The 22,678-nt window shown below is 54.4% G+C and carries 25 protein-coding genes; 17 read left to right on the top strand and 8 right to left on the bottom strand.

Annotated elements, in window-relative coordinates:
- Window positions 1–29 precede the first annotated feature (29 nt).
- The 5 genes from ACTYEO_RS12990 to ACTYEO_RS12970 all read right to left on the bottom strand — a co-directional run bounded on the left by ACTYEO_RS12990 (window position 30) and on the right by ACTYEO_RS12970 (window position 4,758).
- Window positions 30–1,373 carry an FMN-binding glutamate synthase family protein gene (locus ACTYEO_RS12990; protein ID WP_449324176.1) on the bottom strand — a complete coding sequence of 448 codons (1,344 nt, stop codon included), beginning with the start codon at window positions 1,371–1,373 and terminating at the stop codon, window positions 30–32.
- A gap of 10 nt (window positions 1,374–1,383) precedes the next feature.
- A complete protein-coding gene (locus ACTYEO_RS12985; protein ID WP_449324175.1) occupies window positions 1,384–2,067 on the bottom strand; it encodes a GltB/FmdC/FwdC-like GXGXG domain-containing protein in 684 nt (227 codons plus the stop codon).
- Window positions 2,068–2,070: 3 nt separating this feature from the next.
- Window positions 2,071–2,958: a class II glutamine amidotransferase gene (locus ACTYEO_RS12980; protein WP_449324174.1), complete on the bottom strand. Its 888-nt coding sequence runs from the start codon at window positions 2,956–2,958 to the stop codon at window positions 2,071–2,073.
- A 151-nt stretch (window positions 2,959–3,109) separates the two neighbouring features.
- Complete coding sequence (locus ACTYEO_RS12975) at window positions 3,110–3,727, bottom strand: helix-turn-helix domain-containing protein (protein WP_449324173.1); 618 nt, start codon at window positions 3,725–3,727, stop codon at window positions 3,110–3,112.
- 17 nt (window positions 3,728–3,744) lie between these two features.
- Window positions 3,745–4,758: an aldose epimerase family protein gene (locus tag ACTYEO_RS12970; protein ID WP_449324172.1), complete on the bottom strand. Its 1,014-nt coding sequence runs from the start codon at window positions 4,756–4,758 to the stop codon at window positions 3,745–3,747.
- Window positions 4,759–5,002: 244 nt separating this feature from the next.
- On the opposite strand from ACTYEO_RS12970, the gene ACTYEO_RS12965 reads away from it, so the two are divergent.
- The 9 genes from ACTYEO_RS12965 to ACTYEO_RS12925 all read left to right on the top strand — a co-directional run bounded on the left by ACTYEO_RS12965 (window position 5,003) and on the right by ACTYEO_RS12925 (window position 16,091).
- Entirely contained in the window at window positions 5,003–6,190 is a 1,188-nt protein-coding gene (locus ACTYEO_RS12965; protein WP_449324171.1) for an ABC transporter substrate-binding protein, read from the top strand.
- The gene (locus ACTYEO_RS12960) at window positions 6,166–7,902 is read left to right on the top strand and encodes an ABC transporter permease (protein ID WP_449324170.1); all 1,737 of its coding nucleotides are present in this window, start codon (window positions 6,166–6,168) and stop codon (window positions 7,900–7,902) included. Before ACTYEO_RS12965 ends, ACTYEO_RS12960 begins: the two co-directional genes overlap by 25 nt.
- Window positions 7,899–8,540, top strand: a complete 642-nt coding sequence (locus ACTYEO_RS12955) for an ATP-binding cassette domain-containing protein (RefSeq protein WP_449324169.1) — start codon at window positions 7,899–7,901, stop codon at window positions 8,538–8,540. The genes ACTYEO_RS12960 and ACTYEO_RS12955 overlap by 4 nt, the downstream gene beginning before the upstream one ends.
- A gap of 366 nt (window positions 8,541–8,906) precedes the next feature.
- Window positions 8,907–9,263, top strand: a complete 357-nt coding sequence (locus tag ACTYEO_RS12950) for a roadblock/LC7 domain-containing protein (protein ID WP_449324168.1) — start codon at window positions 8,907–8,909, stop codon at window positions 9,261–9,263.
- A gap of 140 nt (window positions 9,264–9,403) precedes the next feature.
- Entirely contained in the window at window positions 9,404–11,380 is a 1,977-nt protein-coding gene (locus tag ACTYEO_RS12945) for a dynamin family protein (RefSeq protein ID WP_449324167.1), read from the top strand.
- The gene (locus ACTYEO_RS12940) at window positions 11,377–12,276 is read left to right on the top strand and encodes a dynamin family protein (protein WP_449324166.1); all 900 of its coding nucleotides are present in this window, start codon (window positions 11,377–11,379) and stop codon (window positions 12,274–12,276) included. The genes ACTYEO_RS12945 and ACTYEO_RS12940 overlap by 4 nt, the downstream gene beginning before the upstream one ends.
- Complete coding sequence (locus ACTYEO_RS12935; protein ID WP_449324165.1) at window positions 12,273–14,402, top strand: dynamin family protein; 2,130 nt, start codon at window positions 12,273–12,275, stop codon at window positions 14,400–14,402. The genes ACTYEO_RS12940 and ACTYEO_RS12935 overlap by 4 nt, the downstream gene beginning before the upstream one ends.
- 65 nt (window positions 14,403–14,467) lie before the next feature.
- Window positions 14,468–15,640 carry a dynamin family protein gene (locus ACTYEO_RS12930; RefSeq protein WP_449324164.1) on the top strand — a complete coding sequence of 391 codons (1,173 nt, stop codon included), beginning with the start codon at window positions 14,468–14,470 and terminating at the stop codon, window positions 15,638–15,640.
- A gap of 145 nt (window positions 15,641–15,785) precedes the next feature.
- Window positions 15,786–16,091: a hypothetical protein gene (locus ACTYEO_RS12925; RefSeq protein ID WP_449324163.1), complete on the top strand. Its 306-nt coding sequence runs from the start codon at window positions 15,786–15,788 to the stop codon at window positions 16,089–16,091.
- Between the two features lie 383 nt (window positions 16,092–16,474).
- Here ACTYEO_RS12925 and ACTYEO_RS12920 read toward each other — a convergent pair whose 3' ends face one another.
- Window positions 16,475–16,927 carry a winged helix-turn-helix transcriptional regulator gene (locus ACTYEO_RS12920; protein ID WP_449324162.1) on the bottom strand — a complete coding sequence of 151 codons (453 nt, stop codon included), beginning with the start codon at window positions 16,925–16,927 and terminating at the stop codon, window positions 16,475–16,477.
- A gap of 167 nt (window positions 16,928–17,094) precedes the next feature.
- Here ACTYEO_RS12920 and ACTYEO_RS12915 point away from each other — a divergent pair, with 167 nt between their 5' ends.
- From ACTYEO_RS12915 to ACTYEO_RS12895, 5 genes are all read left to right on the top strand, one after another.
- Complete coding sequence (locus tag ACTYEO_RS12915; RefSeq protein ID WP_449324161.1) at window positions 17,095–17,562, top strand: hypothetical protein; 468 nt, start codon at window positions 17,095–17,097, stop codon at window positions 17,560–17,562.
- 82 nt (window positions 17,563–17,644) lie between these two features.
- On the top strand, window positions 17,645–17,929 hold the full coding sequence (locus ACTYEO_RS12910; RefSeq protein ID WP_449324160.1) for a hypothetical protein: 285 nt from the start codon (window positions 17,645–17,647) through the stop codon (window positions 17,927–17,929).
- 56 nt (window positions 17,930–17,985) lie between these two features.
- Window positions 17,986–18,306, top strand: a complete 321-nt coding sequence (locus ACTYEO_RS12905) for a putative quinol monooxygenase (protein WP_449324159.1) — start codon at window positions 17,986–17,988, stop codon at window positions 18,304–18,306.
- A 114-nt stretch (window positions 18,307–18,420) separates the two neighbouring features.
- Window positions 18,421–18,768 (top strand): cupin domain-containing protein, encoded by a 348-nt coding sequence (locus ACTYEO_RS12900; RefSeq protein ID WP_449324158.1) that lies wholly within the window; start codon window positions 18,421–18,423, stop codon window positions 18,766–18,768.
- A 2-nt stretch (window positions 18,769–18,770) separates the two neighbouring features.
- On the top strand, window positions 18,771–19,100 hold the full coding sequence (locus tag ACTYEO_RS12895) for a nuclear transport factor 2 family protein (RefSeq protein WP_449324157.1): 330 nt from the start codon (window positions 18,771–18,773) through the stop codon (window positions 19,098–19,100).
- A 173-nt stretch (window positions 19,101–19,273) separates the two neighbouring features.
- Here ACTYEO_RS12895 and ACTYEO_RS12890 read toward each other — a convergent pair whose 3' ends face one another.
- Window positions 19,274–19,744, bottom strand: coding sequence for a winged helix-turn-helix transcriptional regulator (locus tag ACTYEO_RS12890; RefSeq protein ID WP_449324156.1), 471 nt, complete (start codon window positions 19,742–19,744; stop codon window positions 19,274–19,276).
- A gap of 111 nt (window positions 19,745–19,855) precedes the next feature.
- Between ACTYEO_RS12890 and ACTYEO_RS12885 the strand changes: the two genes are divergently transcribed.
- Genes ACTYEO_RS12885 through ACTYEO_RS12875 form a run of 3 tightly spaced genes read left to right on the top strand, consistent with a single transcriptional unit; the run spans window position 19,856 to window position 21,254 of the window.
- Window positions 19,856–20,485, top strand: a complete 630-nt coding sequence (locus tag ACTYEO_RS12885) for a DUF6854 domain-containing protein (RefSeq protein WP_449324155.1) — start codon at window positions 19,856–19,858, stop codon at window positions 20,483–20,485.
- Between the two features lie 34 nt (window positions 20,486–20,519).
- A complete protein-coding gene (locus ACTYEO_RS12880) occupies window positions 20,520–20,894 on the top strand; it encodes an MAPEG family protein (RefSeq protein WP_449324154.1) in 375 nt (124 codons plus the stop codon).
- Between the two features lie 36 nt (window positions 20,895–20,930).
- The gene (locus ACTYEO_RS12875; protein WP_449324153.1) at window positions 20,931–21,254 is read left to right on the top strand and encodes a hypothetical protein; all 324 of its coding nucleotides are present in this window, start codon (window positions 20,931–20,933) and stop codon (window positions 21,252–21,254) included.
- A 1,083-nt stretch (window positions 21,255–22,337) separates the two neighbouring features.
- Here ACTYEO_RS12875 and ACTYEO_RS12870 read toward each other — a convergent pair.
- Window positions 22,338–22,595 (bottom strand): DUF3303 domain-containing protein, encoded by a 258-nt coding sequence (locus ACTYEO_RS12870; RefSeq protein WP_449324152.1) that lies wholly within the window; start codon window positions 22,593–22,595, stop codon window positions 22,338–22,340.
- Between the last annotated feature and the right edge of the window lie 83 nt (window positions 22,596–22,678).

The following is a 22,678-nucleotide window of genomic DNA, read 5'->3' as shown; positions in this document are numbered from 1 at the left end:
TTTCTTCAAACTTTATCAGGGGCTTGGCGCTAGATCCCGCCCTGCCCCGGTATCCAATTGGTGCCTGCCAGCGGCACGCCCGCCATGGCGGCGGCTTCAATGGTCAGCGCGCAGAGATCTTCGGGTTCGAGATTGAGCACATGGTTATGCCCGCACGCGCGCGCGATGGTTTGCGCCTCCAAGGTTAGCACCGAGAGGTAATTTCGCAAACGACGCCCCGCCGCGATGGGATCTAGGCGCTTCATCAAGTCAGGGTCTTGCGTGGTGATGCCGGCGGGGTCGCGCCCCTCATGCCAATCATCATAGGCCCCTGCGGTGGTGCCGAGCGCATTATAGTCGGCCTCCCATTTCGGGTCATTATCGCCAAGGGCGATCAAGGCCGCTGTCCCGATCGAGACCGCATCCGCCCCAAGCGCCAAGGCCTTGGCCACATCCGCGCCCGAGCGGACCCCGCCCGAGACGACCAATTGCACCTCGCGGTGCATGCCAAGATCCTGCAAAGCCTGCACGGCGGGGCGGATACAGGCCAAGGTCGGCTGGCCCACATGCTCAATAAAGACATCCTGCGTGGCTGCCGTTCCGCCCTGCATGCCATCCAAAACCACAACATCCGCGCCCGCTTTGACCGCCAAGGCCGTGTCATAATAGGGACGCGCGCCACCGATCTTGATATAGATCGGCTTTTCCCAACCCGTGATCTCGCGCAGTTCCAGAATTTTGATCTCAAGATCATCAGGCCCCGTCCAGTCAGGGTGGCGACAGGCCGAGCGTTGATCAATGCCCACAGGCAAATCGCGCATGCCCGCAACCCTTTCAGTGATCTTCTGGCCCAAAAGCATCCCGCCACCGCCCGGTTTTGCGCCTTGGCCCACAACGATCTCGATCGCATCGGCGCGGCGCAGGTCATCGGGGTTCATCCCGTAACGCGAGGGCAGATATTGATAGACCAGCTTGGAGGAATGGCTGCGTTCTTCCTCGGTCATGCCGCCATCGCCTGTGGTGGTCGAGGTGCCGGCCTCAGAGGCCCCGCGCCCCAGAGCTTCCTTGGCAGGTCCCGAGAGTGAGCCAAAGCTCATCCCCGCAATGGTGATCGGAATATCCAGCTCAATCGGCTTTTTGGCAAAACGGGTTCCAAGCGTGACCTTGGTCTCGCATTTCTCGCGATACCCCTCCAACGGATAGCGCGACATGGACGCGCCCAAGAATAGCAGATCATCGAAATGGGGCACCTTGCGCTTCGCGCCGCCACCCCTGATGTCATAAATGCCCGTGGCCGCCGCACGACGGATCTCGGAATTGATGTCATTGCTGAAGGTCGAGGATTGACGCGGCAGGGTTTGGGGCACGGATTGGGAATTGGGTTTATCGCTCATGTCAAAGCCCTCAATAAGCCGACGCATTGTCGATGTTGAAATGGTAAAGCTGGCGGGCCGAGCCGTAGCGCTTGAACTCTTCGGGTTTGGCATCCGCGCCTGCGCGCTCCAGCAAATCCTCAAGCAAGGCGATATGTTCGGGGCGCATCTCTTTTTCGATACAATCCGCGCCCAGTGATTTGACCGAGCCGCGCACAAAAAGCCGCGCTTCATAGATCGAGTCGCCCAAGGCATCGCCCGCATCGCCCAAGACAACCAAATTGCCCTTTTGCGCCATGAAGGCCGACATATGGCCGATATTGCCATGCACGACGATATCAATGCCCTTCATCGAAATCCCGCAGCGCGAGGAGGCATTGCCCTTGATCACCAGCAAACCGCCATGCGCGGTGGCGCCTGCATATTGGCTGGCATCCCCCTCGACGATCACGGTGCCTGACATCATGTTTTCCGCTACACCCGGCCCGACCGAGCCTTTGACATGGATCTGCGCCTGCTTGTTCATGCCCGCGCAATAATACCCCGTGGGGCCTTTGACGGTGACCTCAATCGGGGCATCCAGCCCCACGGCAATCGCATGCGCGCCCTTGGGGTTGAGGACTTCCCAAACGGTTTCATTGGTCTGCTCGCGCTGGCTTTGCAAAGCGGCATTAAGCGCGCGCAATTCGGTGGTTTCGAGATCAAAGCTTTGCATGGATCAACGCTCCCAGAAATAGACGGTGGCGGGTTCAGGCTCCCAGACGCGGGCGGTATCGATCTCGGGCAGGCCGACAAGGGCGCGGTATTCGCTGCCAAAGGCCACGTAATCCTCGGTCTCGGCCAGAACGGCGGGTTTGCAGGCAATCGGGTCACGCAAAACGCCGAACCCCGTCTTGGTGCCCACAACAAAGGTGTAGAACCCGTCAAGGTCCTTCAGCCCCATCTCCAGCGCCTCGCCCAGATTGGCCCCTTCGCGCATTTTCCATGTCAGATAGGCGGCAGCCACTTCGCTGTCATTCTGGCTGGATACGGTCACGTCTTCGCGCGCCAGTTTGCGGCGCAACGCATTATGGTTCGAGAGCGAGCCATTATGGACAAGGCATTGATCATCCCCCGTTGAAAACGGATGCGCGCCATCGGTAGTCACCGCGCTCTCAGTCGCCATGCGGGTATGGCCGATGCCATGGGTGCCCGCCATCTCGCGCAGCCCGAAACGGCTGGCTACATCGCGTGGCAGTCCCACCTCTTTATAGACCTCCATCGAGGCCCCGCCGCTCATGATCCGCAGGACAGGAAAGGCGGCCTGCATCTCTTGCGGCAAGCTTTCGGCAAGTTCCATAGGGGTGGAGATTACGGCATGGGTGCTGAGCGCGCGCAGGCTGGCCCCTTTGGCATTTTTGCCAAGCCAATCGGCCAGTTGCGGGAAAACTAGATCGGGCGCATCGCTTTGAACCGTTAGTTTATAGGCCGCACTATCACTATAAATCGCCAGCCCCGCACTATCGGGGCCGCGATCTGTCATCGTGATCAGCATATCCGTCATCAGATCGCCAAGCTGCGGGCGAAGCCTATCCGTTTTCAGGAATAAACCGACAATTCCGCACATTCTCTTCTCCATGGTAAATCGCCAAAGTCACATGTGACCCGGCCCTTGAAGAAATTCCTACAGGGAAAGATTAGTTCTTTACAGGAATAATCATATTCCACCGCGCAACCACAAGGCAGATGCACAAAAAAGCGGCAATCGCGGGCGGAAATCAGGAGGTTTGCGGATAGCTGATCACTGCGAGATAGCGGATCGGCAGCTTGGTCAGCCCCTCTGGCCCATGGATCGCATCTGCATCAAAATAGAGGCAATCGCCCGCCTCCAGCGTGAATAATTGGTCGCCATGGCGATAGTCCACCACCCCTTCCAGCATATAGATCGTCTCGATCCCCTCATGCTGGAAGGCGGGGAAAACATCTGAATCCTCGGTCAAGGTGATCAGGTAAGGCTCCACCACCACACCGCTATTGTTGGAGCCGATATGCCCCAAAAGCCTGTAATTATGCCCCGCCCGTGTGCCTGAACGCTGAACCTCCACACCTTCACCCGCCTTCACATGGGTTACTCCGCGCGGCTCGTCATAGGCGCTGAGCAATGACACCAACGGCACCCCCAAAGCATTGGCAAGGCTTTGTAATGTGGTCAGCGACGGCGAGGTCGCGCCATTCTCGATTTTTGAGAGCATACCTGCGGAAATACCCGTTTTCTCGGATAATTCGTGAACGGTCAGGCGCTGGCGTTTGCGCTGGATATGAACCTCGCGGCCGATTGCCAGTTCAAGGTTATTCTCGCGCCGCTCGCGCAGGCTATGGGGGTTTTGACCGCTCATTTTGCTACTCTCGACCCTTAGATACGGTTGAACCCGAAGCGCGAGATTTGGCGATAAGTCTCGCCCGCGCGCAAAACCACCGACGGGTAATCAGGCTGATTGGGCGCATCAGGCCAGCGTTGCGGCTCGATCGCAAGGCCCGAAAAGGCCCCGTAAGGCGCGCCTGCCAGCCCGATATCAGGCCCTGTGTCATGCCCTGCGGCGTCGTAAATTTGTAGGCCCGGCTCATTGGTTTCCACCACCAGTTCCAGCCCGTCGACCGAAAGCCTGCACGCCTCATGCATCGGGGCATCGCCCGTATTCAGGCAGAAATTATGATCGATCTGCGCGCGTCCCATCACGGGATGCGCCTCACGGAAATCAAAGCCTGTGCCCTCAACCGCAACAGGCGCGCCAAGCGGGATTTGTGATTCATCAACAGGTAGATAGCTATCGGCGTTAATCTGCAATTTATGCGCCGACATATCGGGCTGGCCATCCAGCATCCAATAGGTATGTTGCGCGAAATTGCACAAAGTGGTGGCGTCACTGCTGGCCGTGATCTCCACCTCAATCGCCATGCCGTTCAAACGGTATTCCGCCATGACCTGCAGATTGCCCGGAAAGCCCATATGCCCATCAGGCATCAATAGCGTGAACCGCGCAGATGTATCATCATACCCCGCCAGCACCCAGTTCTGGCACCCTGCCCCTTCCGTACCGCCATGCAAGGTCGTGATACCCTTTTCATTGGCATCAAGTGACAGCTTGCGCCCCTCAAGCGTGGTTGAAGCCCCGCCAATGCGGTTGGCAACCCGCCCCACAATCGCCCCGAAATAACGCATTGATCCCAGATAAGGCGCGAAACTATCGCTTCCCAGCACCAAGGGATGATCCACCCCGTCAAGCCGCAGGTCCTGAATGGAGGCACCCCATGTGATCAGTTTGAGCTGCAATTGACCATTGGACAGCGTCACGCGCTGCACGGGCGCGCCATCAGGGGTTTGCCCGAATTCCGAAAGCTTGGCGTTTTGATCAGGGTTTTGGGGCATTTGTCTTCGCTTTTTCGCTGATATTTGGGCCGCTTTTGGCAGGGTTGGCCTGTGACAAAGCACAGATCGCCTCGCAATGCAGCACCGTTTTTCAACGCCCATGCACGGGGTGCTGCCGCGACGGATCACGCAAATGTATACCGACAGGCCATGTTTCGTCTCGTCACAAAAATTATCACAGCCTATAAAGCGATCTATTGACCCAAACCCGATAAGTGATCCCTTTGATTATCAAGGACTTCAAATGCGCCTGAGACTGATAGCAACGCTGCTTGGCAGCCTGATTTGCACCCCCGCATTGGCCGATTGGCAAGACGTGCTCGACAGCGCGCGTGGGCAAACCGTCTATTGGAATGCATGGGGCGGGGATGAGCGGACCAATGCCTTTATCACATGGGTCGGCAGCCAGACCGAGGAGCGTTATGGCGTTGCCATCGAGCATGTCCGCCTCAGCGACACGGCCGAGGCCGTGACGCGGGTGATCTCCGAGCGCGCTGCAGGGCGCGATGAGGGCGGATCGGTCGATATGATCTGGATCAACGGGCCGAATTTCCTTGCGATGAAGGAGCAAGACCTCCTTTTTGGTCCCTTTGCCGAGACCTTGCCGAATGCTCAATTCGTGGATTTTTCACAAGGCGCGCCTGCAACGCTGGATTTCACCGTGCCTGTCGAGGGAATGGAAAGCCCGTGGCGTCTGGCCAAATTCGTCTTCTCCTATGACAGTGCGCGCATCGACACCCCGCCGCGCAGCATGGCCGATTTCGTCACATGGGCCGAGGCCAATCCCGGCCGTTTCACCCATCCGCAGGTCACAAATTTCATGGGGGCCACCTTCCTGAAACAGGCCTTGGTGGAACTGGCACCCGATCCCACAGCCCTTTTGAGCCCCGTGACCGATGCCGCGTTTGAGGCGCAAACCGCGCCGCTTTGGGCATGGTATGACGCGCTTCGCCCCAATATGTGGCGCGAGGGCACGGCCTTCCCCGAAAATGAAAGCGTGCAGCAGCAAATGCTCAATGATGGCGAGATCGATATCGCCATGTCCTTTGATCCTGCCTCAACCGCGGCCTCGATTGCGCAAGGGCTTTTGCCAGAGAGCGCCCGCGTTTTTGTTCCCGAAGGCGGCACGATCGGGAATATCAGCTTTGTTGCCATTCCCTATAACGCGGCAAATGCGGCGGGTGCGCAGGTTGTGGCAAACTTCCTGCTCGAGCCCGAAGTGCAGGCCCGCATGCAAAATATCGAGGTGCTCGGCTCCTTCTCGGTGCTGGACCCTGCCCGCCTTGATGCGCAGGCCCAAGCCGCTTTTGAGGCTTTGCCAAGCGCGCCTGCCCTGCCACGGCTGGACGATCTTGGCCCCACCCTGCCTGAGCCGCATGCCAGCTGGATGACCCGCCTGACCGAAGAATGGGCAAGGCGCTACACCCCGTGAGCGCAGGCCGCGCAAAGGCAGCCCCCCTCAGCGCGATTGTGCTGATCACGGTGATCGGGGGGCTATTGCTCCCCATTGCGGCGGGGCTGTGGCAAACGGCCCGCGCGGGTGTGTCGATCCTGCCCTCTATCGGGTCTGAGAGCTTCTCGCTCGCGCCTTTCGCGCAATTGGCGGCCACGCCCGGCTTTGGTACTGCGCTGCGGCTGAGCCTGTTCACAGGATTGGTTGCAACGCTTCTTTCCTTCATTCTGGCGATCGGGTTGACGGCTGCGATGTATGGGCGCCTTTCGGCCCGCGCCCGAGGGCGTTTGCTCACGCCCTTTCTGGCTGCCCCCCATGCTGCCATGGCGATTGGTTTGGCCTTTCTGCTGGCCCCCTCAGGCTGGATCGCGCGGGCGCTCTCCATTGTGACGGGCTGGGACCGCCCGCCCATGATCGCCACAGTGAATGATCCCGCAGGGATCGCGCTGATCCTTGGCTTGATGGTCAAGGAACTGCCCTTCTTGCTTCTGGTGATCTATGCAGCACCCAGCCAATTGCCGGTACGCCAGCATCTGGCCCTTGGCCAATCGCTTGGCTATGGGCGCGGCATGGTCTGGCTCAAGGTGATCACCCCGCAAATCTGGCCGCTGATCCGCCTGCCTGTGATGGTGGTGCTGGCCTATTCGCTTTCGGTTGTGGATATGGCGCTTATTCTGGGGCCATCGCATCCGCCGACCCTCGCGGTCTTGTTGCTGCGGCTGTTTTCCTCGCCCGATATCACCATGCTCCTGCCCGCATCGGCCGGTGCTTTGGTGCAGGCGGCCCTCGTCGCGGGGGCCTTTGCCCTGCTTTGGGGATGCGAGCGTGCTGCACGCCTCATCGGGCGCTGGTGGCTGCGCCGTGGCGCGCGCGGGCTATCACTGCAGCCGCTATTCTGGATGGCAGGTCTCTTCTCGGGCCTTTTATTCGTCTTGGGCGGTTTGGCGATGTTGGCGCTGCTGATCTGGTCGCTGGCATGGCGCTGGAGCTGGCCGATGCTTTTGCCGCAAAGCTGGTCGCTGACGGCATGGGCAAGCCCTGCCTCGGGATGGGCAGATGCGCTTTGGAACACCCTGATCTTGGCCTTTGGAACAACAAGCCTATCGCTGCTTTTGGCGGTGGCGTGGCTGGAGGCCGAGGACAGGCGGGGGCGCGGGCGGGCGCTTGCGCGTGAGGTCTTGATCTATCTTCCCCTACTGGTGCCACAGATCGGCTTTTTGTTCGGGCTCAACATCTTGTTCCTGCAAATGGGCCTGACGGGCGGCTATGCAGCGGTGATCTGGGCGCAGACCCTTTTCGTCTTTCCCTATGTGATGATTGCGCTCTCCGACCCTTGGCGCGCGCTGGACCCAAAATTGCTGCGCTCGGCGGCAGCTTTGGGTGCGGGGCCATGGCGGCGGTTGGTCTTTGTGAAACTGCCCGTATTGCTCACCCCGATCCTCACGGCGGCCGCCATCGGCGTGGCTGTCTCGGTGGCGCAATATCTGCCCACGCTTTTCATGGGCGCGGGACGGATCGCAACATTAACCACAGAGGCCGTGACCCTCTCCTCCGCCTCGGATAGACGGGTGACGGGGGTCTATGCCAGCTTGCAAGCAGGGCTGCCCTTCGCCGCTTATGCTGCGGCCTTTCTGCTGCCCGCGATCCTGTATCGCAACAGGCGGGCGCTGCAATCAGGAGACAGGCCATGAGTTTGGAGCTTCGCGCGCTGACCCTCACCCCCAAGGGCGCAGAGCCCCTGTTCGAACCGCTGAGCCTGACCGTTCAACGCGGTGAGGTAGTGAGTGTCATGGGGCCATCAGGCATTGGCAAATCCAGCTTGCTGGATGCGATTGGCGGGCATCTCTCAAACGGGTTTACCCAAGCAGGCGGGATTTGGCTGTACGGGCGCGACCTTGCCCCCCTGCCGCCTGAAGCACGGCGGATCGGGGTGATGTTCCAAGATGCAGGCTTGTTCCCGCATCTCTCGGTTGGCGATAACCTTGCCTTTGGTTTGACGGCGAATTTGCGCGGGCGCGCAGCACGGCGCGAAAAGGTCGAGACAGCCCTAGAGCGCGCGGGCCTTTCCGGCATGCATGACCGCGACCCCGCCACGCTGTCAGGCGGCCAACTCGCGCGCGCCGCCTTGATGCGCATGCTGCTCTCGGAGCCACGCGCCATCTTGCTGGACGAGCCGTTTTCAAAGCTTGATACCGCTCTGCGCGACGACCTGCGCGCCTTCACCTTCGAGCATATCCGCCACCGCGACATCCCTGCTTTGCTGGTCACCCATGACCATGCCGATGCAAAAGCCGCATCTGGCCCAATCTTGCAGCTAACTGCGGCTTGAGACGCGCAAAGTTGAACAACAGCGCCTTGCAGGCGCGTTAAGAAGCGCTCTTTGCTGAGTCCCCGTAAATTATCTTCATAGCGCAGGATCCCAACTGCCGCGCTGAGAAATAGAGCTTGGCCAATGATCCGCTCATTTAGGTCGCAGGACCTGCAAGCCAATAAAAACAGGCGGTTTGCGCCATCGCAGCCGCGAAACATGGCAAAGCCATCCGATTTCCGCCTCAAACTATTCCGAAATAATCGCGAAGTTTTCGCTTTTGCGTCCGATTTTAGACAAATCGTCTGAGCAAAACAGCATCACAGAAACAACCCCATAGCTAATCAAAATCAAACCACTGATAGCGCAGAAAATAGGAACAAGAACATGTCCACAGATATCTCTGAACTCAAGAACGTAGCAGGCTTCATCGGCGCGTGCTTGGTCGACTCCGACTCGGGCCTTATGCTGGCCAGCGAAAAATCCGGTGCAAAATTCGACCCCGAAGCTGCCGGCGCTGCAAACACCGAAGTTGTCCGCGCAAAGAACGCAGCAATGAAGGCACTTGGTCTCGATGATAAAATCGAAGACATGCTGATCACCCTTGGCACCCAGTATCACCTGATCCGCCCATTGGAAGCCAACAGCGCGGTATTCCTGTACCTCGCAGTTGATCGTAAGACAGCCAATCTCGGCATGGCGCGTTTGGCAGCCAAGCAGATTGAAGGCACTTTGAAGGTCTAATCCGATCTTTGAAAACCAGCGCGGCGCAACGGGACACCCCCGCAGCGCCGCGCTGCCCCAGACCACCAATGACGACGCACGCACCCCTTTTATTTGCACATTTCTGGAGCCCTCTCTCCTTCCAGATACAAGGCTAGACAATGTCCCAGATCGACCTCATCCACGAGAAGCATCGCCAGGTTTTCAACAAGCTCAATGAGTTATGGGACCACCTGACCAAGCTTGAAGCTGTGGTCGAGGATTTTTCTGAAACATCGCTGAAATTTGCCGACGAGCCGATCGAACAAGTATTGGACAAAATTCGGTCCTTCGAGCCTTCGGTCAGCGTTATCGGCCAGATCAAGGCAGGCAAAAGCACATTGTTGAACGCGCTGATCGGCGAAACCGATCTGCTGCCATCCGATGTGAACCCATGGACCTCGGTGATCACCGCGCTCCATCTAAATAGCCGCAACCGCCCCCAAGATACGCGCGCCCTTTTCCGTTTCTTTGACCAGCATGAATGGGACCGTTTGGTCGCCACAGGCGGTCGTTTGGGAGAAATGGCACAGCGGGCAGGATTCGAGAATGAGGTTGAAGAGGTCAAGTCGCAAGTCACCCAGATGCGCCAAACAACCGAGGCCCGTCTTGGTGCGGAATTCGAGACGCTGATCGGCTCAAGCCATGGCTATGAGACGATCGAGAAAGACATCATTGATCGCTATATCTGCTATGGTGATCCCGATGATCTAGAGGATGGAGCGCAACAGGGTGTCTATGCCGACCTGACCAAATCGGCCGATCTCTATATTGACCGCCCACATCTGCCCAAAGGCCTGTGCCTACGTGACACGCCAGGTGTTAACGACACTTTCATGATGCGCGAACAGATCACCCTGAATGCGATCAGCGACAGCCGCGTCTGCGTTGTCGTGCTCTCGGCGCATCAAGCGCTGTCGACAATGGACCTCGCCCTGCTGCGGATCATCTGCGCAGTGGAAGCGCGTGAGGTGGTGATCTTCGTGAACCGCATCGACGAATTGGCCGATCCCGCCGGCGAGCAAGAAAACATCCGAAAATCCATTAACCGAACCCTGTCCCGCATTGGCCTGAGCAACGAGATCGAGATCATTTTCGGGTCGGGCTATTGGGCAAATTGCGCCTTGCGCGGGGATGGGGTTATGGCCCCCGCCAGCCGCAAATCGCTGGCCAGCCTCTATGAGGGCGCGAATTTGGACGATGCCGAAACGCTTGGACGTGCGGCAATGGCGTCCTCGGGCGTGTATCCTTTGCTGGCCGCCATCGCAAAACGCGTGGTCGAGGGACCCGCGCGCGCAATGTTCAATGATGTCGACAATGATCTACGCATGCTGATCGAAATGAGCGAGACCGTCGAAAAGGTCGCGGGGAACCGTGCGGGCAGCTTGAATTCGGCAGCAATAAGCATCGACGCGTTGCAGGCAAAGCTGGACGATCTGAATGCGCGGGTGCTGGCCGAGTTCGACCAGAAAGCAGAACAGCTGCGCGCCGATATGAGAACGCGGCTTGAGCGCGCACAACACAGCTTTACCCAATCAGCACTGGAAGCGCTTCAGGCCCATATCGACGCCTTTGGCGAGATCGGATCATGGACACATGACCCAATGGGGCTGCGCATGGCGATGAAATCGGCCTTCTTGTCGACCTGCACAAAACTGCGCCGCGAGGGAGAGATCGGATTTGATCAGGTGCTCGACGGCATTCAGGAAATTCTGGAATACGACATCGGCGTCTTCCATGAGAGCAGTTCGGTCGAGTTTCCCGAACAGCCGAAACATACCACACCCACTGTTCTTGCACGCACCCTCTCATTTGACTTGCAAGGATCATGGTGGCGCAAATTCTGGCGTTTCGGTACAAGCCGCGCTGCTGAAAAACGCTATAAAAGCATCATCATAGCCGAGACGGCCCCTTTGATTGATGACCTGATAACCGGCTTTTTCGATCCCGCAGTTCTCAGAACACGGGATGCGGTGCAGGGCTTCACAAAGCAACAGGGTGACTTCTGCAAGGCGATTGTGGAACAGCTATGCAGTAAAGGTGCAGGCAACGACACGGATGAGCCGCAGGTGAATTCTCTCAAGAGGTTGTCCGCATGAAACCGTTCAACCTAGAAAGCCCGATCACGGAACATCAGCCCGTTCGCCCTCGCAAGCCACGCGTGATGGTGGCGGGGGAATTCAGCTCGGGCAAGACCAAGCTGATCAACGGTCTGTTGGCCCAAGAGGTTCTTCCCTCCAATGTCACTGCAACCGCTCTGCCGCCGATCTGGCTGGTATCGGGCGCGTTGGGTTTGGTGGCGGTTGATCTTGAGGGCAATGAACGCCCTGCCGCCAATCTGCAGGAGGTCCGCGTGGAGGATACCAGCTATTGCGTGCTGTCCCACCCCGCTCCCTGCCTGCGCCACTTCGACATCATTGATACGCCAGGCAATTCCGACCCGAATATCCCCTCGGAAAGCTGGGAACGGATGCTGGATTTCGCGGATACAGTTGTTTGGTGTTCCAATGCCACACAAGCTTGGCGCCAGAGCGAGAAATCGGTCTGGACCGACATGCCGGAACGACTGTTGAGCGCAACAATGATCATCACCCATGCCGATCGCATGACAGATGCGCATTCGGCGGACCGCGTGAAGCGGCGCGTGACCCGTGAGGCAAGCAGGTTCTTTGACCATATCGTGATGGCGTCTTTGATCAATGACGAGGATATCGCAGATATCTCGCATCATATCGCCCGCCTGAGCAAAGGCCTGCCCCTGACAGGCGCCGAGAGCGCAATCGCATCTGATTTCGCCGCCGCACAATCCAAGACCGGGGCCGCCTCCACGCCTGCGTGTTTAAACCCTGTTAACCCCGATCTCCGTCGGGAAAACACCACCTCCACACCTCAGGATCACACCACGACGGCACGGCCTGTCCCGCGTGATGTCGTGACCAAGATTGGCAATGCGCGTGCGCGGATGGCCATGAAGATGGATAGGAACATGTCATGAAGATTGCACCCAATCAGAAGCAGGAACTTGACTACCTGCGCCAGACGCTGGACCAGCTCGACAAGATCGTTGATCGCAAACAGCGCGAGACGGTGCGGGGCCTGCGTGACAGGCTCGATGGATGGGCCGCGAAAATTGCTGTTATCGGGCAGGTCAAAGCGGGGAAATCGACCTTTCTTAATGCCTTTTTGAACCAGCATGATTTCCTGCCAAACGATGTAAATCCATGGACATCGGTGGTGACCAATATTCGCGTAAATATGCCCGGAGACCCTGCCTCGGGCGCGCGTTTTGAATTCTTCGATGAAGGCGATTGGGACGAAATTATCAATGGCGGGACCAAGATCCGCCAATTGGCCGAACAACTCCTGCCGGGTTTCGATAGCGAATTGCTACGCGAGCAATCCGAACAAATGCGCGCGCGTGCCGAAAAGCGGCTCGGGAAATACTACCGCACGCTTCTGGGCGGTTCCCATGATTATGATTTTCTCTCGGCTGACCTGCTCAAGCGCTATGTCTGCGCAGGCCCCGGCTCGGATGAGGGCCTCGAGCGGGAAAGCCTCGGGCGCTATGCGGCACTGACCAAGGTTGCCAATGTCTATATGCAGATGCCCCAGTTTCAGGTGCCCACGATCATCACCGATACACCTGGCGTGAATGACCCGTTCCTTGTGCGCGATGAATTCACCTGTCGTAGCCTCGACAAGTCGGACTCCTTCGTGGTGGTTCTGTCAGCGCATCAACCTTTGACCGATGTCGACATCGCCTTGATCCGTATTCTTGCCAAGCAGGACGACAAGGATGTGATGATTTTCATCAACCGAATTGACGAGTTGGATGATTATGCCACCCAACTCCCCCGTGTGATCGAAGATGTCGAGCACAGATTGCGGGCCGCCATTCCCGAAATCGATTTTTCGATCGTATCAGGCAGCGCCTATATGGCCGATCTTGTCATGCGCAATGATGACGAAGCTGCGCAGGAACGCGATGAAATCGACACCGAGGAATTGGCCGCCTATATTCAGGGCAAATACGGGCATGTTCCTGAAGATCAATTCGATCGCCTGATGCTGGCTTCGGGGCTTGATGAGGTCAAAGCGACCCTGTCAGGCGTGATCGATAATGGCGTAGGATCGCGCCATCTGGCCCAATTGATGAGCGATATTCGCGCCGAAATTGCCGCCATGCTCTTTGTCAGCCGCCGCGAGCGCGACGGTTTGCAAACCCAGATGGAGTGTCTGCGCACAGATGTCGCAGAGGCAGCCGTCAAGGATTTGGGTGCGCAGATATCGCAATACCGAGACATCCAGAAACAGTTGGAAGACCAGATCGAATTGGCAGACACCCAGATCGAAAAGATCGTGGCACGCTATTGGACCAGCCTAGAAAAGAGCTTGATCAGTACGATCGACGGCTTCGTTCAGGACCAAAAACCTGTCTTCGTAGATCAACTTTTCCGAAGCAAGGTCTCGGGAAAGGCGCCCAAAGCCTTGGAAATCGACACAAGCCCGCTTCAGGCCAATATGGATGCGCAGATCACGGAATTCTTCCGCAAATCACGCGCGGGCACCGATGTCGCGCTGTCAAATTGCATCAGTGCATGCCGTCAGGCCATCAAGGATCACTTTGAGGACCCCACCGAAAACATCGGGTTGGATAACCTTCCCTATGATGATTTTTCCTCGACCCTGACTTTGGCAAAATCCACCTTAAAGGTGGAATTGATTGCGGATCGGGGGTGGGCGTTCTGGAAGAACCCAAGTGTGAATTGCGAAAAATCCATCAATGCGCTGCGCGCGATTGCAGCAGCCGAATTGCGCCCCTCGGTCGAGAAGATACTTGCAGCCTTCAACGAGGCACAGGTCGAGCGCGCGGGCGCGGGCATGTCACGAATTCAGATCATGCAGCGCATGATTGATGATCTTATCGCTGAGCAGACCCATGTGCTCAAACAAGACCAGATGGAACTGGAAAGCCTGGCGCGTGATCCAGACCGCTGCGCAAGTCTTGGCCACCGTTTGCAAAGCAAGATGGAAGTTCTCGAACGCCGCCTTCTTAACCTATCCGCATTGGAAAGCCGCCTCATAAGGGCCGAGCACCCCTACCCTGCCAAAGCCGCATAAGGAACGATCCGGTGTTGATGCAAAATATCGAACCAGCTGAGGCAAGGGACCCAACGGGAGAGCCCGTGATCCGCATCGCGGTTTGCGGCGAGGTCAGTTCGGGCAAGTCCACGGTGCTCAACGCGATGATGCGCGATCGTATCCTGCCCGACAATATCGGCAGAACAAACCGTCCAATTGTGGTTTTGGGTCACCGCCCAGAATCTGGTGGGCAATTCCACTATAGCGATGGCAGCAGCACCGAATTTTCCGGTCGCGCAAATAGCGTGCAATTTGACGAGACCACGCAACTGTATTTGTGGTCTGATCATAAGCATTTATCTGGCTTTGAATTCGTCGAAATTCCGATGACAAAGGCCGAGGAATTGACGTCAGAGCAGATTGCGCTGGTGGCATCCTGCGATCTTCTGGTTTGGGTCACGATTGCATCTCAGGCATGGCGGCTGACCGAGAAAACCATTCTCGAACACTTGCAGGAGGTGCGCCCCCAAAATGCGATCCTTGCCGTGACGCGTGCCGATAAGCTGCGGAACAAGAGCGACCAGATCCGCCTGCGGGAGCGCCTGTTTCATGAGACGTCACATCTCTTCAATGATCACGTCTTAATCCATGGCGCGCCCTCAAAACTGCTGCAATCTGCCAAGAGCGAAGCACTCTGGAGCGAAACCGGCGGGGCCGAGATGATATCATCGATATCACAGATCTCGGACAGTATCCGTGCGCTAAAATCTGTGAAGGCCGTGCCAGAACCCAAAACAGAGATGGCCTCAAGGGGTGCGGTTTTTCATAGGTCAAAAAGGCCCGATAACCACCCTGCCCCCGGCACACCGGAACCAACCGAAAAGCAGGCCATGCCTGATGCACCCTGCTCCGATCTTGTGGCACAGACGGTGACCGCGCTCACAAATCAGATCAAGGATATGACCGGCGTTCTTGCCGCGGGGCTTATCCCGCAGGATGCGGAAAAACCCGTGATTGTGGAAGGCAGCACACAAGAAGCCAAGGCGGCCTCGGCCCTAGCTCAAGCAGTGATCAAGACCTATGATAGCCATTTTTCCGACAATGATGGCACCGCGGTGGAGAGCTTCCACCTCGCATTGCAGAGCCGTCGGGTTCTGTTTTCTGCACTGCCCGAGCGCGGGGTCCTCTATATCGTCGCGGATGCCGGCTTGATGAATCAGGGCTTGGCCCAAACCTGCCTTGCACGCTTGAGCAAGGGCATCACCGCCCCTGCTTAAGCCCTGCATCTACCACCTGTGCTTCGGGATTGTTTCCATTCTCCCGCCCGATTGTCCTTTCATGATGGCTTGCGACATGGCGTAGCTTACCTATCGTGATGATCGGTTTGGGTATGTCGAATGGAAAGCAAGGGGGCGAAATCCTATGGGACGGTCTTGGCAACGCGAAGGTGGCGAAGAATGGGGTCCTTGGATCTTGCATGATGGCAAGGGTTGCCCACTGCCCCGCGGGACAATCGTACAGGTCGTGTTCGAGGATCGTTTCGGCTATGCGATGCGCCTTGTCTCCCGCGTCGAAGGCGGCAGCTATTCGTCATGGGATTGGCGCTACTACCCTGAATTGAAGAAAATAATCCGCTATCGCGAGAAAAAGCCCAAAGGGCTGTCCATGCTGGAAGAGCATCTTGCCCCGAAGGACACCAAAGCCCCCCAAGCCCCGGAAACAGTATAGGCCAAGCCCTGCGCCCACGTGTCTCGTGAACACTCAGCCATTGAAGCAGACCACTTCTGCAGATCGCTCATACTCATGTCAGAGAATTCAAAAGGGTAAGTGGCGGAGAGACAGTCCTTTGTTAGAGAGCCGCCCACCATCTAAATTTGTTATTTATCAATGAGATAGCGCGACCAAAAATGTTCTCAGGTGTGGCAGAATGTGTAGCAACCATCCACGTTACGAAGCTATCAAACCATCAATTATACAGCAATAGGCTGATTGGAAGAGCCCCTGGATAGTGGTAATTTAACGGTGTGTGATACTGAGCTGTTAGAGTGTGCTTTCCGAGCAGGCAGTCAGTTCGAACTTAACTAATACTCTAACCTACGAGATGATTAACCCTAATCGTCTGGGTCTAAATGCGAAGACCGCAAGCGGTGCACTAGGTCTTTTGAGTATGGAGACTGAGGACGGTACATAGGTGATGGAATTGCACTTTGCTCATCATAAGGCGAGGCATGTGTGAGACCCCAGACCGCCATATCTATCAAGATAGGAATTAGGTCTAATGATTTGGAAGTAAGACAGTAAATTTTTCGCTGTAAGTGCTCAGGATCGTCTTTGAAGTGCAACATTTCGATATCGCAAAGTCTCTTTAGACGAGCTGCCAATATACTACTAGAAATATTTTCATTGTTATTTGCTTTAATTGATCGAAAAGTCCTCTGATCACATAGTGCAATGTCTCTTAGAATAATCACTGACCAATGGTCTGACAAAACTTCAGCGCAAGCTGATATTGGACAATAGTTGGTCCCTCTTGATTGCACACTCTTACGGATAATTGTGGTCATGAGATTATACCATGTAACTGCACCGTACTGATATTTGATCATAACTAAAAAAACCAAGTCAAATGTAAGACTGGTCTTAAAGGTTTGCTAGTTTTCTAAGTCCTCTGAGTGATGATTGATGTGCGTACTCAATCCGTCAACTCAACACTCACACAGGAAAAACGCTCGTGAAAAATTTTATCGCAACTGCAGCAATTGTCTTAATCCCATCAATCGCTCTTGCTGATGGTCACTCTCAAATCTGGAACATGGCAGGTTTGGGGAACGCACCGTCATCTTCTAGAATGATGCAAGGCACAACTGGCTCGATCATGCTCAACAGCTCAACTGACTTGTGGGATTGGTCCGAAGCGCCAGAGGGCTTCCCAACGCTCGTTACAGCTGAATGTACTCAATCAGTCGCACTGACCACTGAGGGCGCTCCGTTTGGCGGTGTTGGTGTTTGTAGCATGATGGACCCAGACGGTGACTTGGCCATTTATTTTGGCGAAATAACACCACAACTTGAGTACGTGGGATCGCTCACTGCTGGCACAGGGAAATATGAACCATATGTCGGGCAGAGATTTATTGGGACTGTAACAGGCATGCTGGCCACAGGTCAGCAAATGTACCACGTGGTCGCAGCCGACTGAGATCATACCTCTCATTAAGTACTAGCCATGTCCAAAAATGGACATGGCATTTCCAGTACCTTGAAACGAAGGAACACCCATCATGATGGTAAAACTTACCCAAGATCTCGAACGTGGCTTCCAGCCATGGAAAGAGATGTTTCACGAAAATGAAACAACTCTGAACGCTCTTGGCGCAAAACTGGTTTTTGCGGGAACAGAGAAAGACAATGACAATAAGCTCACCATAATTATCGATTTTGACTCGCCTGAAGCGATGAAGGCTTTTGGAGGCCACGAAGAGCTTAAATCCAAACGAGCAGCGGCAGGCGCAATCTTGGAAACAACGGTCCTTACACCGATGAGTGACCAGTCTTTCACGCGATAACGAGCCACTGAGTTGGAAAGGCAAACGCAACGTAAATTTGCTTGGAATCTAAATGAATGGAACAACATGAAATGGAAAAAACAGTGATTTGTGTAGTAGCCAAATTCACGTGTAATGAGGGGCAGCTCAGCAATTTGATGAGCATACTTCGCTCACCAGATGGCCTCGCAGTGACCCGCGCTTTCAAAGGGTGCCAATTAATTGAGGCCTCAATATCCGAGGATGCAGGTACACTTTACCTTTATGAACGGTGGAATACTAAAGAAGATCATCAAGCGTATCTTAAGTATCGTGGTGAAACTGGTTTGTTAGAGGCTCTCGCCCCAATTCTGGCTGAGCCTCTCGATCTTACATATTCAAACTTTGAGGATGTTTGACGCCATCATACGCAACATCTGAATTTTCGAACCGGCAATCCGCTGATTTTAAGGCGTTTTGTACTGGTTCGGATTGCCACAACATCAAACTAACACCCAAAGAGGAAAATCGCTATGCCCATCGAAGTAAAAAGCTTTGCATCACAAGCAGACGAAGCCAAAGACATGCCGAATGCACGTATGGAGGCCGTAAACGTGCTAGGTCAACGTGTTATGAAGCTGACACTCTCACCAGACTGGAAATGGTCCACAGACATCAAGCCGATCGTTGGAACGTCCAGCTGCCAAGCCACACATACTGGAATAATCGTTGAAGGCGCAATCCATTGTGTCTGTGACGATGGATCAGAAGCTACATATTCTGCAGGTGACGCTTATGCCATTTCACCCAACCACGATGCTTGGTGTGTCGGGGGTAAGCGTGCAGTTGTGTACGAATTCGCTGGGATGTGGGGAGAATAGGTATGTCCTTATACCAAAAACTTACAAAAGCTATGGTTGATCGGAATGTGGACGGCTACTCTCAACTTCTTCACGAAGACGTAGAGATTATTTTCCACAAGTCTGGTAATAAATTCAAAAAGACTGAATGGGTGCCGTTGGCCGCCGGTATGATGGACAACCCAAAATTTGTGATGAACGGGTCTCGTTGTGTATATGAGAATAACGAAATTTTGGTTTCGCATGACTTCATGTCTTATCCAGACGACACTAAAGAAGCTGTGATGCTGGTTTGCATGCTCAAGGACGGAAAAATTATCCGAATGGAAACCGGTGCGACCCCGCTTCCTTAAACTCCACTTGAGTACTACTATAAAATCAGAGGCGAGGCGTCTCTAAGGCGCCTCGGCCATGTTATTAGATCGGTAATTTTAATATTCTTTTTGGAAACTGCGTGCAAACTGTTCCATTGTTTGCATGCAGAATCTAAGCTAACCGAATAATTCTTAAATCACACATACATTCATCAAGCGCAATCAAGCCACCACCAAGGCGTAGGTTCAATTGTTTGTGTCACGTGTATCTTGCGAAGTTGATCAATTAGCTTCGCTTGTGAGCCTCCATGACCTGAATAAAATGGCCTGGTAAGTTCAACAATCTCAGGATTTGGGCTTCTATATTCTGCAGTCCAGCTCGCAAGATGAAACAGAATTGGTACAAAAGCGATGCCCGCTTCACTAAGAAAATAAAGTTTTTTCTGTGAATGATTTTCTGATTTCTGGCACTTCAACAAGTTCAGGTCCAACATGTGTTGAATGCGCGATGCTAGCGTGGCTGAAGAAATACCTTCACGATTATTTTTTAAAATCTCATTAAAACTACGCCGATCAAATAATGCAATATCACGTAAAATTACAGGAACCCACTTGTCGCCAAGTAAATATCCAGCCAGGCCTATGGGGCACATCTCGTGTTCTAACACGCTTGCGTCAAGCATACTAAACCTCAAACTACTTTCATTAAAAGAGTAGTTTCGCAGTCGGCTCTAAGTCAAAATCTCTAACGATATTACTCCTTAGCAAACGTTATCAGGAACGGAGACCGGCTTATGTCAGACCCTACATTTATTGCGATCACTGCAGCGACTTGTCCTGCAGCAAATAAATCCGCTGCTTTGGAAGATATGGCTCACTTTGCCCAAGACTGCCGGCAAAATGGTGCGGCTCGTGTTACCTATGGCAGCATCATGTCAGGTCGTTATCCTGGAGCGTTGTTATTTGTTCAGCTCTTCGAAGAAATGAGTGGATTTGAGGAGGTCATGAACATGATTCCGAAATCTGCAGCATACTCGCGTTTGATCGACAAACATGCGGTAGCACCGTTTGCTCGCAATGTGTTTCAGGGGAAGTCAATTAACTTTGATCCAAAACTTGAGCCAACACCGCAATACTTGATGTTAACGAGAGCAAAGCGCCGATCCATGGATGAGGCTACCATGTTAGATTTGATGAACAGGTCGGCCTCTGTATTCAAGTCATCAGGCGCACAAACCATGCGCCTAGGACAAACACTGACCGGCTCAGACCTGGGAACCTACATGCTTGGCGTAACTTATCCTGACATGTCAGCGATCGAGAAGACATACGACGCGTTAGCAAAAAATCCTGAATTTCAACAGCTGATAAACGGCCTTGAAATTGACATGCGCTCGATCACGAAAATTTCGGGCATCGTGTAATCACAGTTTAATCTCGCCAAGGGAAGGCAGTTGTATGTCATACTTAGCATTTTATGGGTTAACTGTGATTGCAGTTATATTAATTCAAGTGCTGGCGGCAGCGCAGCAAGTTGGCCTATCGACGCTTGTGGGAAACAGAGAAGGTCTCACTTTGACTGGTTTTGCCGGCCGAATGGAGCGAGCCACTAACAATTCTCTGCTTGCTCTCACCTTAGTAGCACCAGCCGTCTTGCTCACTGAGCTTGCGGAAAGTGCTCTCATTGCGACCGACAGCCTGATGCTGATATTCGTTTTGGCCCGCATTGCATATGTTGCGCTGTATGCCTTGGACATTTCTTGGTTCAGAACAGCAGCTTGGTTAGTCGGTTTTTTAAGCACCACACTGCTCTATTTAGGCTTGGTTGCTTGAACGGTCGAACGCTGATAAAAATGGAGACATAATTTCATGCCAATAATAGCAATGTGCTTGCCGATTTTGCCGGGCAAAATGGAAAAATGGCAAGCGATGATGGATCAGGTGAAATTTACAAAGGAGTTCGCAAATTCCAGAGAAGCGGCAGGTGTGCATGAAAGAACTTTTGTACAGCAGTCGCCCGCAGGTGATTTTCTGATCATTACACTTGAGGGGGATGACCCGGCTGCAAGTTGGAAGCAAATTATGTCATCAATGCCTGCAGATTTTGCTGAGTTTGCAGCAGACGTTCACGGTATGGATGTAGCCGCGCCTCAACCGCAGTTACCAGAATTAGTCTTTGATAGCCGCGCTTAAACCTAGAATAATATGCGATTTAGGGCGTCTGACGTCAGGGCCGATGCATACAAATAGCCTTATTTGCCAAGAGAGTGTTTCTGGCTCATCGCAACCACCGAAAAATGGATGGTGAGAAAGACATCAAGCATGCAACCCGCAAGCATTATTCAACCAAAAAGAAGATCACGGTCGTGCTAGATCGACTGCTTAGCGGGGATAACACAGCTGAGCTTTGCTTTCATGAGGACAACCTGATCACACAACTTACTCGGCATAACTTACGTTATCCCGCTCCGGTGAAGAGGCGTCGCCCCTTTCAAAACCCCACCAAGGGACGCGTTGCTCCCTTTGGAAACCCAAAACCAAGGGCACCTTGGAACCGCTTTCAGCTGATCTGACCCCACAAGTTTTCCACAATTATCGACATGCGTGCCTGAGTTTCTCCAAGATCGGGACAGGGTGTCTGTGCTATGAATATGCATCCCAACAGGCCGTTTCGGCTTCACCCAACTTCGCCTTTTACACCGCGTTTGCGCGATCGGAGATCCTTTGCTTGCAACACCTCTCGCTTCATAGCCCACAGCCCGTCAGACGCGCGCCAGCGATCTGTGCGGCTGTGGCCATGGAGGCGCGGATCGTCACGGCTTTGGGTAGGGTGGCGCAACTGGTCGTCGAGGACCCTACCTTCATTCCAGTCTTCGAGCGGCTAGAGCGGGAGTTGGCGGAGATCCAGTCACAGAGTGACGCCATCGAGCGGGCCCACTCCCTGCTGCACGCGCCCCATCAAAATGCGATCCTCTGAAGCATCTCCGCCTTGAACTCGAGCCCGCCACCTTTGCCGTACCGCTCACGGTTCAGGCTGTGGCCCATCAAATCCCGACGCACGCCGCATAATCAAACCAACCAGATGAGCCAAACTCCCTCTTAGTTTAGGCAGCCATTGGTCCCAAAAACCCTGACGACGGACAGTTAGTGCATCCCACAAAGTCTGTAGTCTCGTAAAAGTCGCATCGCCTAGTTTGTCCTTCATGAAATATGACTACACTGTTATCATCTAGAACAACACCGTGAGTTGGTGCTTTGGGATAGTTGAGTGTTTGATCACCCACGCTTCATAACAGGAGTGACTTCGAAGTTACCCATCTCAAGGATTGCATCGAAGGCCGCGTCCAATTGCTCGAAAGCATCAGCCTCACATACTATAAAGTTGGTGTGTTCAAGACGATTTGAATAGTGACCGTGAACTTTGACACCGTGGTCACCCAAATTTGCCAGTGTATCTTTATACAGATCAGCTTTCGTAGGATGATGCGCCTGACACGTTGAGTAGTCATGGGTTGATTTTACAATGAAAAGCATACTGATTTCCTCTTATTGACAGAAAATTTTTTATTCAGCGTAACTACACTGAGCTATGCAGCAGATCGCCACTCAACGGCATC

This window comes from Rhodophyticola sp. SM2404, from assembly GCF_053570515.1.
This window is presented reverse-complemented; position numbering and strand designations above follow the sequence as displayed.